Origin of the sequence: Nocardia sp. NPDC049526 (genome assembly GCF_044465765.1) — a bacterium.
GTDB lineage: Bacteria > Actinomycetota > Actinomycetes > Mycobacteriales > Mycobacteriaceae > Nocardia.
Genome location: NZ_JBITMA010000023.1, coordinates 94,811 through 107,594 on the forward strand (window position 1 = coordinate 94,811; position 12,784 = coordinate 107,594).

At 63.3% G+C, this 12,784-nt stretch carries 11 protein-coding genes and 3 pseudogenes; 5 read left to right on the forward strand and 9 right to left on the reverse strand.

Annotated elements, in window-relative coordinates:
* Positions 1–10 precede the first annotated feature (10 nt).
* A complete protein-coding gene (locus tag ACIBW7_RS40495) occupies positions 11–892 on the forward strand; it encodes an amidohydrolase family protein (protein WP_397055996.1) in 882 nt (293 codons plus the stop codon).
* Positions 889–1,746 (forward strand): fumarylacetoacetate hydrolase family protein, encoded by an 858-nt coding sequence (locus ACIBW7_RS40500; RefSeq protein ID WP_397055998.1) that lies wholly within the window; start codon positions 889–891, stop codon positions 1,744–1,746. Before ACIBW7_RS40495 ends, ACIBW7_RS40500 begins: the two co-directional genes overlap by 4 nt.
* Before the next feature lie 50 nt (positions 1,747–1,796).
* Here ACIBW7_RS40500 and ACIBW7_RS40505 read toward each other — a convergent pair.
* Together ACIBW7_RS40505 and ACIBW7_RS40510 are read right to left on the reverse strand one after the other, a co-directional pair.
* Positions 1,797–1,994, reverse strand: a pseudogene (locus ACIBW7_RS40505) (hypothetical protein); the annotation flags it as partial.
* A gap of 505 nt (positions 1,995–2,499) precedes the next feature.
* Positions 2,500–2,700, reverse strand: a pseudogene (locus tag ACIBW7_RS40510) (IS110 family transposase); the annotation flags it as partial.
* A 79-nt stretch (positions 2,701–2,779) separates the two neighbouring features.
* On the opposite strand from ACIBW7_RS40510, the gene ACIBW7_RS40515 reads away from it, so the two are divergent.
* Positions 2,780–3,001: a hypothetical protein gene (locus tag ACIBW7_RS40515; protein WP_397056023.1), complete on the forward strand. Its 222-nt coding sequence runs from the start codon at positions 2,780–2,782 to the stop codon at positions 2,999–3,001.
* Here ACIBW7_RS40515 and ACIBW7_RS40520 read toward each other — a convergent pair.
* The 6 genes and pseudogenes from ACIBW7_RS40520 to ACIBW7_RS40545 all read right to left on the reverse strand — a co-directional run bounded on the left by ACIBW7_RS40520 (position 2,950) and on the right by ACIBW7_RS40545 (position 10,189).
* Positions 2,950–3,411: a hypothetical protein gene (locus ACIBW7_RS40520; protein ID WP_397056000.1), complete on the reverse strand. Its 462-nt coding sequence runs from the start codon at positions 3,409–3,411 to the stop codon at positions 2,950–2,952. The two genes, ACIBW7_RS40515 and ACIBW7_RS40520, sit on opposite strands and share 52 nt — an antisense overlap.
* Positions 3,412–3,447: 36 nt before the next feature.
* Entirely contained in the window at positions 3,448–3,891 is a 444-nt protein-coding gene (locus ACIBW7_RS40525; RefSeq protein WP_397056002.1) for a hypothetical protein, read from the reverse strand.
* Between the two features lie 667 nt (positions 3,892–4,558).
* On the reverse strand, positions 4,559–7,348 hold the full coding sequence (locus tag ACIBW7_RS40530) for a TIR domain-containing protein (protein ID WP_397056003.1): 2,790 nt from the start codon (positions 7,346–7,348) through the stop codon (positions 4,559–4,561).
* 152 nt (positions 7,349–7,500) lie between these two features.
* Positions 7,501–8,037 carry a hypothetical protein gene (locus tag ACIBW7_RS40535; protein WP_397056005.1) on the reverse strand — a complete coding sequence of 179 codons (537 nt, stop codon included), beginning with the start codon at positions 8,035–8,037 and terminating at the stop codon, positions 7,501–7,503.
* Positions 8,038–9,116: 1,079 nt separating this feature from the next.
* A pseudogene (locus ACIBW7_RS40540) lies at positions 9,117–9,507 on the reverse strand (IS1380 family transposase); the annotation flags it as partial.
* A gap of 226 nt (positions 9,508–9,733) precedes the next feature.
* Positions 9,734–10,189: an anthrone oxygenase family protein gene (locus ACIBW7_RS40545; protein WP_397056007.1), complete on the reverse strand. Its 456-nt coding sequence runs from the start codon at positions 10,187–10,189 to the stop codon at positions 9,734–9,736.
* A gap of 129 nt (positions 10,190–10,318) precedes the next feature.
* Between ACIBW7_RS40545 and ACIBW7_RS40550 the strand changes: the two genes are divergently transcribed.
* Both ACIBW7_RS40550 and ACIBW7_RS40555 read left to right on the forward strand, forming a co-directional pair.
* Positions 10,319–10,753 (forward strand): MarR family winged helix-turn-helix transcriptional regulator, encoded by a 435-nt coding sequence (locus tag ACIBW7_RS40550; RefSeq protein WP_397056009.1) that lies wholly within the window; start codon positions 10,319–10,321, stop codon positions 10,751–10,753.
* Positions 10,754–11,076: 323 nt separating this feature from the next.
* Complete coding sequence (locus ACIBW7_RS40555) at positions 11,077–11,364, forward strand: putative quinol monooxygenase (RefSeq protein ID WP_397056011.1); 288 nt, start codon at positions 11,077–11,079, stop codon at positions 11,362–11,364.
* Between the two features lie 64 nt (positions 11,365–11,428).
* On the opposite strand, the gene ACIBW7_RS40560 is transcribed toward ACIBW7_RS40555, so the two are convergent.
* Positions 11,429–12,508, reverse strand: coding sequence for a hypothetical protein (locus ACIBW7_RS40560; RefSeq protein ID WP_397056013.1), 1,080 nt, complete (start codon positions 12,506–12,508; stop codon positions 11,429–11,431).
* Positions 12,509–12,784 lie beyond the last annotated feature (276 nt).

Here is a 12,784-nt window from a genome sequence, read left to right on the forward strand (position 1 = left end):
CATGCCTCCGATGACTGTAGACGCACATGTGCATGTCTGGGACGTTCGAGGTGGAAAATTCCATGTCGAATACGACTGGCTGACAAATACATCCGATGTCTTGTTTCGCACCTATACGCTGGACGACCTCGAACCGCAGCTGCCCGAGCACGATATCGCGGGGTTGGTGCTGGTGCAGGCGTCCGATTCACTGGCCGAGAATCGCGCGCTATTGGACGCGGCGGCACACGCCCCCCGCCCTGCGGTCGTGGTCGGCTGGCTGCCGCTGCACGAACCCAGGCGGGCCGCCTTCGAGCTGGCCAGGCTGCGGCGGCCCGAGTACGTCGGAGTGCGGCACCTGATCCACCGTGACCCGGATCCGACCTGGCTACTGCGAGCCGAGGTTTCGGACAGCCTGGCCATGCTCGCCGAGGCCGGTCTGAGTTTCGACGCGGTGGCCGAGCGTTCCGACCTGCTGGCGCAGGTGCCGGCGGTGGCGGCCGAACATCCCACGCTCACAGTGGTTCTCGACCATCTGGGCAAACCGCCGATCGCGTCCGGCGACTGGCAGCCGTGGGCGGATCTGCTGGCCGCCGCGGCCGAGCAACCCAATGTGGTGGCGAAGATCTCCGGCCTGGCCACGGTGTCCAAGCCCGGATTCGCAGCCGCTGATTGGCAGCCGTACGTCGATCACGCGCTGGCGGTGTTCGGGCCGGATCGGCTGATGGTGGGCGGGGATTGGCCGTTCACCCTGACCGCCGCATCCTATGCGGAGGTCTGGCGGGCCACTGTCCAGGTCCTCGGCGGACTTGCCCCGGACGATCGCGTCAAGGTGTTGTCCACGACGGCGCGGCGCGTATACCGGCTGTCCGCCGATGAGGCGGAACCCACCAATGAAGGAGCTAGTGCGTGAAATTGCAGCGGATCGGCGCGGTCGGCGCGGAGCGACCGGTCGTGGTCGACGGCGTTCAAACCTATGATCTGTCCACACTGACACCGGATATCGACGGCGCGTTCCTCGCCGCGGACGGCATATCGAAGACCGCGGCGGCGCTGTCACAGGGCCTGCTGTCGCCCATCGACCTCACCGGACAACGCATCGGCGCACCGATCGCGCGCCCGCAGGCCGTCTGGTGCATCGGCATGAACTATGCCGCGCACGCCGCCGAATCGGGAGCGGAACCGCCACGTACACCGGTGGTCTTCTTCAAGACACCCAATACCGTGGTCGGGCCGTACGACGACGTGATGATCCCGCGCGGGTCCGACCGGACCGACTGGGAGGTCGAGCTGGCGGTGGTGATCAGCCGCCGGGCGAGCTATCTGGGGTCCCCCGACACCGCCATGAAACACATTGCGGGCTACACCATTTCGAACGACGTCTCCGAACGTCGGTTCCAGCTCGAGGAATCCGGCGGCCAATGGTCGAAGGGCAAGTGCTGTGCGACCTTCAACCCCCTCGGCCCCGCCCTGATCCCCGCCGATCGCCTCGACCCGAAGGACCTGCGCCTGCGCTCGTGGGTCAATGGTGAACCGCGCCAAGACTCTTCGACGGCCGACCTCATCTTCGACGTCGCGTACCTGGTCTGGCACCTGTCCCAGTACGCGGTCCTAGAACCCGGCGACCTCATCAATACCGGAACCCCTGAAGGTGTAGCCCTCTCCGGCCGTTTCCCCTACCTGTTCCCGGGCGATGTGATCGATCTCGAGATCGACGGCATCGGGCGCATGCGCCAAACCTGCCGGGATTCGGCAGATATTCTGTGATCGTCGATGGCATGGGAGGCGCAGTGGTTGCGGCCATGCTTGTAGATGTAGCGGAAGAGCACACCCATCTGCTCCGAGATGTTCATCGCGGGCGCGAACAGGTCGACGGCGTGGCCACCGGTCTTGCGCAGCGTCGGCGCGCGCTCGACGACGGTGACCGAGAAGCCCTGCCGGGTAAGCCAATACGCCAGCACCGGGCCGGCGATACTGGTGCCGGAGATGATGCCGAACAGTGGGACGAAGATCATGCCTATTCCCGCACCGGCCACCAGCGACGGCAGATCCCAAGCGCCGATCCCGGTTCCGGCGACATGAAGTGCCGCATAGGCCCAGGCTATCCCTACACCGAGGATGGCCAAACCGATGTGCAACGCGTTCCGTCCGAGCTGCGGTGCCATGGCCCCTGACGCCGACCCGATGAACGCGCCAACTGGCCAGGTGGCCATACCCAGACTCGCGCCCATCGGGCTGTAGCCCAGACCCAGCTGGAGCGTGAAGCCGAGCGCGAGGGAGAAGCCGATGATGGCGATGAAGAAGGCGACGATGAACAGGGCACCGGCGGTATACGAGCGGTGGGCGAATACGCTCAGCTGGATTAGCGGCGTCTTACCGGCCGTCTGACGGCGTCGCTGGTGGACCGCAAAGGCACCGACGCCGGAACATCACCGTTGACCGTCGCGTCGGGCCGCAAACGTGCCGTGCTGGCCCGCCATGTCCGCAACCGGCGCCTCTACGACGCCATCGACCAATGGGCCTTCTGCGCGCTGCGGTCCAGTCCCGGCGCCCGTACACCTGGTAGCCGGCCGCGACCAGCGCGTCGACCCACAGGCCTCGGTCGGTTTCGATGCCGATTACGACCTGGCCGGGATCCTCGGCATGCTCGGCCATCAGTTCGTGGAACCCGCTGATCCCGGCCAGCCCTTCCGGCAGCCGCCGCACGATGAGTTTCTTCCCGCACACTGGCGGCGTCACGGTGCTCGACTGATAACGTCGGATGGGAATGGCGGTCGGGTGCTCCTTTGAAGGCGGGTCGGTGTATTCGGCTGCCACCGCCAATTTGACACGGCTCGAGACCCTGGCCGAGCAGACGTCGGACCCGTTGGTCGCAGCCCTGCTCACCATCGCCAAGGGAAACTATTATCTCGCGGGTGGCGATGATGGTCTGGCTCGTGCGGTTACCCTGCTGGCCGATGGCCTCGACACCTACGAGGCGACCTTGATGCTGATGTTGTCGGGCTCAACGCGCACGCCGTAACTGTTCTCGGAGATGCGCTCGACCAGTATGTCCCACTCGTCGCTGTGCTCCATGTGTTTCCCCTGCTCGATCGCCAGCGTCCCGCTGGTGCAGAGCGTAGCAGAATCCGCTGCGGCAGAAGGAAACTCGTGCAGCCGACACGATGCCGTGCGGTTGGTCGGCCAGCTGCGGTGACGCAGCTGGTATGCGGCATCGAACGTTGGCGGCTGATCGGCGGTCACCCAGCTGTCGATGTGGGACATCAGTCGATCGAGCTCGCGGTCGATCGCGCCGATATCGGCGTTCTTGTCCACACGGGCTTCGTGCAAGCTGGCCAGCTCGTAGGCGCCTTGCAGGATCGGATGCTGGATGGCCATAGTTCCAGCGCGGGCTTGCAAGATCATGTCCTTGGATGGCAGCGGTGTCTTCATGACTGCCTCGCCATGCGAGTTCACCCCGGCGCGCGGCTAGGCCACCAGCAGATACCACTCCGCGAACGGGCCCTGGATCGGCCACGTGTCGGCCATGATCTTGGCCGGACCCATCCCCACCCACAGGTCCACGGTCACGGTGTCGCCCGGCGCCGCATCGGTGTGCACATACACATCTTGCGCCCGCGCACCCGCTGAGCCCACCCACCCCAGCATCACGTGATTGCCGCACGGCCCGCGCTGATAACCCAGTGGTGTCACGTGGGCCAGCACGTGGCCGGGCAGATGCGGTGCGGCCTCCACCGCCACGCCGATCGTCCCAGCACAGAAATTCGCATCCCCGAAGGTGTAGAGCGTGGTGCCGAACGGCGCCCATTGCGGTAGCGGATCCGCCTGTGCCGGCGTCGCCTGTATTCCACACATCAACGCACCGATCCCGGCCGTCACCACGACCCCTGCCGCTGCTCGCCGCACTGTCATCAGTCGATGTCCTTCCCGCGTAACGACATTCGCGGCTGTACTACCCGCTCCAGCAATATAGCTCGGACGGATCCGCATGAGGTCGCGGCGTATGCCGAAAGTCGTTCCGTCAGTTAGCATATTGATCCAGTTCGACCGCGTGGGAGGTTCAAGCTTTCTCGTTAGCCGTCGAGAGCATGGCATTATCTCGCCGAGATCCCTTGGTCGATATCAGTTCTGCCTGATTCAGGCGGCGCCGGCGGAGAATGGACTCCGCAAATAAGGCCCGCCAACCTAGTGTCCTGCACCATGAGTTCGTTGAATAAGTGAGTTGTAGGCTCGCCTGGTGGCGCGGACGGGTCGGCTGGTGGCCGAGGTGGTGTTGATTCACCGGGCCGACTGCCGGTTTCTTAGGTTTCTCTCAGCTGAACCCGAATTGAACCCCCACAGGGCTTCCCACCTGCGGTTATGCACTGAATCGGCTCTACGCCGTCACTCACCCTTCCTGCAGAACCGCAGGTAGAACGGGTGACGTAGCGTACTGTCTGTGTCCGGAGGGGGTATCGACCAGTACGCCAACCTCCTGCAACACCGAAAACTGCTGGTCATCGGCTAAATAGCGGGTGACGTGACAGTGCTGGTCCGGTTGCCGCAGGTTCGTGCCCTCGGCGGGGAGTTTCGGATCCACCTACGGACAACGAGCACCCGGAGGCCGCACGATACCAACCAGTTCGTTCCACTCATCAGGCGTCAAATCGTCACCGGCGCGGGCACAGGCGGTTTTGATGAGGCCCTTGGGCGAGATATCGCGTTCGACAATAACTCCGCTGGGTCCGCCCTCGAGACCGGCAACGGCGGTTGTCAGATAGCGGCCGTCATCTGACAGCGCTATCGAGGCCTTGGCATACCATTCCGTTCGTATGGGCGGGAAGGTGCCGAGAACTACTCCTCCGCTGTCCACAACAGTGATGTACCCAGCCATGTCGCGCCTGGCGATGACGGAACCGCTTGTGTCAGAAGCCAATTGACGAGCCCGACCAGCTGGGTTGTTGTCGGCAAAGGTACGCATCGGCGTTGACCCGCCGCCTCGCCACACCTCGATGACGCTACCGCGTTGGAGAAGAAGGTTCGGACCACCAAACCATAGCCCTAGAACCTCACGCCCAGGGATCGTTCCGGAGACACGCCTCGCGCGTACGTCGAATACGACGACATTCTCGCCGTCACGGAACGCGATCAGCTCCCCGTCAGGTCGGATATCGACCTGAAGCGGGAAGTCCGTTGGAAGGCCAACTTCGGAAGGCCTTGCGATACGTTCGCGCACTTGCCCGGTTGCCGGATCGAACAGTGTTATATCGCCGTGCCCGTCGACCGTAACCCCGGCCTTCCAACTGCTGGAGTAGGCAACCGTGCGAGTGGTCCAGAGATCATCAGTGGGTGAGACGACTGTGATCTCCGTCGTCGCATCCAACCTCAGCTTTCCTCTGGGTCTGCCTCCCGGCAGCACTCGTTGTGCTGCGATCACAACGCCGCCATCGTCGCTCCAACTCGGCGTGCCCTCGACATTCGGCACGATGCGTGCTCGCGCACCTGTTGTGCGAAGATCCTGAAACATTACCGCGTATTCGAATGTGGATGCGCCGTCGTACGCGCCGGAGACGACCGCAGTTCTAGCATTCGGAGATAAGAATATTTCCGGCTCACACGCATTGCATCCCGCCAACAAGGGCACGGGTGTGACCGTTGCCAAACGGTCGATCTGATCGACATCCCACACCGATAGATGCTTGCGATAGGCCGAAACCAAGCGGCGCTCCGAAGTTCCCAAGAATCGAATCACTCTGTTTGATTCGACCCTGGCGCCGGTCATCCTGACCGGCTCCGACCGCTTCTGCTCCCGCATCGCAACCGGAGCAACATAGATGCTACCGTCCTGACCCAGTACCGCCGCGCTCTGACTGTTCCTGCTGAGCACGGCCGGCAACACCTGACTAGCTTGTGGTACGTCGACGGTGCGGGAGTCGGGCTCGATCCCATGACCCAGCCCAAACACCGGAACCGCCTCACCTTTCAGAAATGTGCATGCGAAGAACATGCCGTTCGGCGCCGGATCGCCGATCGAGCTTGTTTTCGGGCACGGCCCGAGGGGCGACGATGGGTCGGTCACCGACCAGTCACCGATATCTATCAGTCGCGTGGTCCCAGCACCATTGAGCAAGGCGAGTTTGTCCTCACCGAGGAATACCACACTCTGCGGGTGCCAGTCTTCGGATCGCGTGTCGGTGACTCGCCCACTGGCGATATCGATGAGCTGAATCGAACCCGCCACCTGTTGAAAGCCTCGCCGCGGCGCGCGATGTACTGCTGCCACACTGCCAGACGGTGCGATGGCAACTAGATCGGGTGTTTGATCTGCCGGCCCGTCTATAAGGACTTGCTCGCTTCCACTGCGCCACAACGCAACCTGAGGACCGCCAACGGCGAGGATAGTGCTGGCGTCCGCATTGACCGCGATCGCGGTCACAGCACCAGACAATCTGCCGACCACCGAGGTCTTGAGTTCCGTCACTGACCATTTGACGATGGCTCCGTTCGCCAACCCGGCGACGGCGGTCCGGCCATCCTGACTGGTTTCCACAGCCACAACGTCCGCCTCGGCTGGCACCTGGCGTACCAGAGTGCGACCAGCGGCATTGGCCTGCAGCAGTGTCGACATGTGCCGCGGTGATGGATCCATACGGTAGGCCGCGACTGCGAGGAGCGAGGCCACCCGCACATCGCTGGTCATCGAGGAATCGGCGATCGACGCCATCAGACGTGCCGAGGCGATTCGCGCCTGTTCATCGGCGTGATTCTTCTGCACGAATGCGATCTGGGCCACGACGATGGCCAATACCAGCAAGAATACGAGTACCGCGCCTGCCGATTGCGCCCACCGCAGATTGCGACGGGTCTCCCGCAGGCCTTCGGATCGGAGGTCGTCCTCCGGCATGCCACGCACCACCGACGTGATGCTCACAGCCGCTGCGGTCAGGTCGGGGTCGCTAACTGCACCCTCGCCGGAATGCAGCCACACAATGGACTTCCACACCGGCTCAGCATCGAAATGGCCGAGCAGCCGTGGTGGCAGCGCCGTCGACCGTTCCTGGTCCCAGGCATGGTCGGCATCGTTCCAGACCAGCTCTCCCGCGCTGACCACCAGCAACAGCGTCTCGATCGACCGGTGCTCGATCCACCAGGCGATTTCGCGGTCTACCCACTTCGATGCCGCTGCTTCGGGAGAGGCGATGACCACGAGCCATCTCGACCTACGCAGTCCGGACTCGATCTTCTCCCACAGTTTCGGCCCGATGGAGATACTGCTGTTGTCTAGGAAAACGCGGAATCGCGGCGGGCGATACCACCGGCGCGGCTGTCGTTCGATTGCCTTTTGCAGCGCTGGCAGCAGAGTACGGTCGCGGCTGCCGCTGTAGGACAAGAAGACACCGTAGCCGATCTCAGTGCGTACCCTCCGAAATGGGATGACACGCGAAACCGCCCGCAGCGTCTCGGCGGTCCGAACCGCCCATGTATGGCTCATAGTCGTACCCCCACTCGACCGTGACCGTTGCCCTGCGGCCGGGTCCTTGTCTAGCGCTGTGCGGCGGTGATGTCGTCGGTGGCGTCGATCAGCGCTGGTGCATCCGATACTTCGGCCAGCAGCCGCGCATACGCGACCAGCAGTACCCGCAAACGTTCCAGTTCCTCGCGCAGCTCGGGCGCATAGCGCCACGCCTCTTCGTGCTCGGGAATCGACCGCTCGACGGAACGCGTACTCTCCCAACGCAGTAACTCGGGATGCCAACGCGCCAAGACCGGCCGAATCGCCGCGTTGAGAACCCAGACCGCCAAATAGCCGAATCGATAGCGGCCGTTCTTCGGCTTTCGCGCCACCGCCGGGCCGTGTTTGCGCAAGATTTCCCGGGTACTGCCAAACAGCTGATACAGCGACGTCAGCGCTTCACGCAGCGTGCCGTGGCCCGGAGCCATTGGAGCAACCGAGATCCGGGTGACCAGCTCCACGTACAGCTCCCACGCCGCAGCACGTTCGGTGGTATCGGGCACCCATGTTCCCGAGAGTTTTGCCGGGCCCCAACCCAAGTCGACCTTGATCTCCTTGACAGACATCATCCCCTCCATCGGTTCACCACTAGCGCGCCTTCGGGCAGTCATCATAATGCAGTAGGCGAATCCCGCACCCCCCCAGAACAATTCACATCAAAGGAACATCGCTGCCAAGCATCCGTTCTCCGCCCGCACCAAGGGGTCGAGACCCCAGGCTGCCCACCGAACCGGGACTATAAATATACAACGGCTCTGTCCCACTTTCGGTTTGCGCCGTGAGGCGCTGTGATTCGAATGGAGGTGAGAGACCTTCATTGCCGTCCTGTCGTAGCAGGTCGGTGGAGCTGAGGGCAGTCTGATCCGGGTGGTGCCGGGGAGGGTGGGAGGTCTGACAACGCCGGGACGTGGCCAGTACTGCCAGATGGTGCGGGTCCGGCAAGTGGGATGAAGAGGAGTACGCGAGGAACCAGCGTTGTTATGTCCCTCCATGGGCCACCTGCTCGAACCTGGCGGATCTGGGCAGGAAGCGGTGCGCACCAGTCGATTCCGGCTGGGAACTTCTGGGTCGGTTTACCGAAGCCGGTCCGGAGGCCACGAGGAAGGTCTACGGCGTACTCGTGGCGATGCCGCGGGGACACAGTTGGGCTCCTGCTTCGTCGAGCGAATCACAGTGAACACGGGAACCACCCGGTCGAACTCCCTGATGACGCGGCAATCCGGTTGCGCCGCTGGGGGATAGACGCACCGACGGTCGAATGGGCCGGGTCGGGCGGAGCCGCCGTAGTAGTCCGAGGCCGGGAGAGCCGGTCATGGCGAAGGGCGGCAGCGGTTTCCAGAAGGACGGAGACTGTAATGCCGAAAGATGCGTCACCGAATGGTGACGCCACGCCGGAATACCCTGTGGGGCCACGCCGGCGGGTATCGGAGATGCAGGCCAAGCTTCACCGTTGGGCGGCGGCCGATCCCGGCCGCCGGTTCGACGCCATCGTCCCGCCTGGTTTCCATGGCGCCATCACCTGCTCATCGAGCACGCTCAGCGCGACGGTCATCCCGTCGACGCCGGGACTGCGAGCTCCGTGAGATCTTTCAGCGTGGGATGGACGGTGAGTACGGCAGACTGGACCAACAAGGAGGATGGCGGCTACGTCTTCACAGCGGGACAAGTGCGTGGCCAGCACCGATTCCAACTGCCGTGCATGACCGAAACTGAACTCCCGCAACAAGGTTCCCACCGTCGAGGCCGCATACACTCGCTCGAACACCCTGCCCATCCCACCCGAACGCAGCACATCGACATCGTCGATGCTGTCCGCGCCCGTGCATATCCCAGCGATCAGTGTCGCCAGCTTCGGACCCGGGTCCGCCGCCCCAGAGGCGATCCGCGGCTCAGCGATCGCCACCTTCCCAGCCAGCAGCTCACCCAGCCCGGTCTGCTCGGCCAGGGCGCATCACCGGCACCAGACCGGCCAGCGACACCAAATTCTGATCATCGAACACCGCTGACTCCGCGGCGAACCTGTGCGAAACTTGCACCCGAAGTGCCCTTCTGAAACCGGACCGATCACTGCCTCGACAACAGTGATCATCCCAGCTCGAAGGGCACTTTTCTCATCTATCTATCCACCGACGGGCACAGCCCTTCGGTGGATCGAGGCTAAACCTCGATCCACCGATGCAGAGTTCAGGATGAACTGCGCGCCTTCGGCGCGCAGTGAATCATCCCGCTGCCGCGCAGCAAGACACTTTCTTCAATTCAGGCCTATTCAGCTGCTTCGGGCAGTCGTGGTCGACCCATCACTGTGAGCAAAGCGGCCAACAACAGCAAAAACGGGGCGATCGCGGCGATGGAGCGCATGTCGTTGTACATGTTCCAGCGGTCGAGCACATCAGCGCTGTCGGCGGGCAGGGCGACGGGGTTCCAGGTCTTGATTTCGGTGTTGATGGGCACGTTCCCGAAGAACGTGATGAGCAGGCACGCGAGCGCCGAGGCGCCGGCGAGACCGGCAACCAGTCGTTGCCTGCCACGGACGAGGACGGCGAGCGTCGCGCAGCTGATCAGCACACTCGCCATCAGCGGCGGCATCAGCGGCGCGTTGCGATTCATCAGCGGGACTCGGAAGCTGATCTGGATGTCGGTCGGGACATCGAAGAAGGTGGGAAAGACGATGAGCCGGCCGTAGGCAAAGGCGCCTGCGAGCACGCCGGTGGTGAGCAATGCCGCGATCCACACGAATGCGGTTGCGGGGGTGGAGGTTCGGAGCTTCGATTCGGTTGCGACGGCCATGACCACTCCAGGTAGATTCAAATGAATTGGATTCATTTGAATCTATCATAGGATGGCGGAATGTCCAGTGGTCTGCAGTCGGTTGATCCGCGCTTGGGGTTGCTCTTGCGACAGGCGCACCGTCGAGCCGCGGCCGCCTTCGCGGAGGCGCTGGCGCCACTCGAACTGAGCGGGCGGCATTTCGGCGTCATGATGCTGCTGGCCCAGGACGGCACGTCGACCCAGAAACAGTTGATCGCCGATCTGGGCAGCGACAAGGCCGGAATGGTACGCACCGTCGACGAACTGGACCGCCGGGGTTTCGTGCGGCGAGTTCAGTCGCCGAAGGACCGGAGGCTGTATCACCTGAGCTTGACCGACGCGGGACGCGAGGTGTTCGTGGAGGCCCGCAGGCTGGCAGGCGTTGCGGCCCAAGACATTTTCGCCGACCTGACGACAGCCGAGCAAGCTACCCTCGCCAGCTTACTTTCCCGGGTGGTGGAACCATCGCACTGAAAGTGTCTTCCCGATCTGGTCCCATTGTTGTGTGAGAACTCCAATCATCCCAGGTCAGAAGACGCTTTCTTCAACTCAACACGCCTCGACCCCCCGATTCCATCGGTGGATCGAGGCTTGGAAGTTTGATGTGGCAGCACAGCTCGTCGATGGTGTATCCGGATGCACCGACGTGCTCGTGACAGTGGCCTCCGGGTCGGCGGGTGAGTACAGGCTGACTTGAAGCGGCCCGATCGCGGCGGATAGTCGTGCTCACCGATGAGTTTGGTCCAGGCGGCCAGTCCTATGGGGTGAAGCCTTCGGAAACCAGCTTGGGAGTAGCCATGGTGATCGTCGCCGGACATATCGTCGTAGACCCACAGCACCGCGAGTCCTACCTGATGGGCTGTGTGAGCATCGTCGAACAGGCCCGGTCGGCCCTGGGCTGTCTGGACTTCAGCATTGCCGCCGATCTGCTCGACGATGGCCGTATCAATATCTTCGAACGCTGGGAATCACAGGTGGCGGTTGACGCCTTCCGCGGGAACGGTCCCAGCGACGGGCAGCGCGCCGTGATACTCGCTGCCGCGGTCTCGGAGTATGACGTCGCCGATGTTCGCGCACTGATGTGAACACTCGTCATCCGAATTTCCGCACGCGCACCGTCACCGCGGGTGCGGCTGCAACCGATGTTTTTCAACGGGCGCGCGGTCCTACCTGCGAAAGCACAGCATCGACTCGGAGTTGCCGAAGATGGAAGGACAGCCGGATGCGTGAGCTCATCCTGCAGGTGATGCCGAAATTCGCCTGTATCAACATCTTCGGATCACCAGTGACGTTCAGATCCACTTGCAAGCGATGTCGTAGATGACCTGCAGAACCAGTCGTCGGTGAGCAGGAGCAGATCCTTCTGATGCGTGCTGAGGATGTCGTAGGGGTCACCGGTGCATGCCCACAACTCCGCAGCCGTGCACACCAGGGCTTCGATCTCCTCGGCGGTGAACATATTCCTGATCGGGAACACAGGCGGCGTTCTTTCTGCGTGGAGGTAGGGCAACTCACGTCGGCCATGAGGCACCAGGACCGCATCCAGAGCGGAAAGGAAGGGGCGTTCGGCACGACATCACCCAGCCGCGCGCCACGATGATCGGTGTGGTTTGTCCGGATGCGACGCGGGGCCGTGGGTGCGAATCTGTTGGTCAGGCTGGCCAACTGGTGCTCAGGCGGCGGCGGGGGAGTACGTGCCGTGCAGGGCGGCGTGTTCGAGTGCCAGCAAGCGTTCGTCGGCGTGCCCGCCCAACGGGTTTCGAAACCTGAACGTTTTTTCGGGTTGATAGTGTGCGGGGCCGCGACGAAGAACTCCTCCAATCGTGGATAGCGCTCGGTCTCGACGGTCAGCCAGCGGCGGGCGTGTTCACCGTAGGTACGCACAGCGATCCTCAGGCTATCGGCGAGGCCGAGGACGAACCGCTCGGCTCCGGCGCGGTCGGCGCGGTGGGTGACCTCGACCGCGCGCCACGCTGTCGCGCGGGCGCTGTAGCAGCGCCGCACCCGATATACCGCCCACTCACACGCATCCATCGCCGCCTCGGCCAGGGCGTGGACCTCGTACGCGCCGTCCGCCCACAACCTGTCACGCAACGATTTCCCCGGCCCGAACAGCCCGCTGCGGTGGTTCAACGCGATGGCGCAGTATTCATCGACCAGATGCTTGAAGGCTTCCTCGGGGTAGGCGCGGTAGCGGGCGAGTTGGTCGGGCCAACTGGGCACGCTCACGAAGCGACAAGTTATTGCGAATATCTGGTAACGATCGCGAGGGTCAGATGGCCGAGGACGCGGATCTGGCACGTTCGTCGGTGACCGCATCCTGCGAGAAGCGCGGTCCACCAATACCTATCCACGGCACCTGGCACTCGCATTCGGGCATACCGCCAGCATCCCGACCCAGGCGCCCGCTCATGCCGATGAGCGTGCCTCTCACCAGGTTGGCGCGACCACGATGAGTTTCCGACTCCCGCTTCGTCCTAACCCATATCGCCGACCGGATGTGAA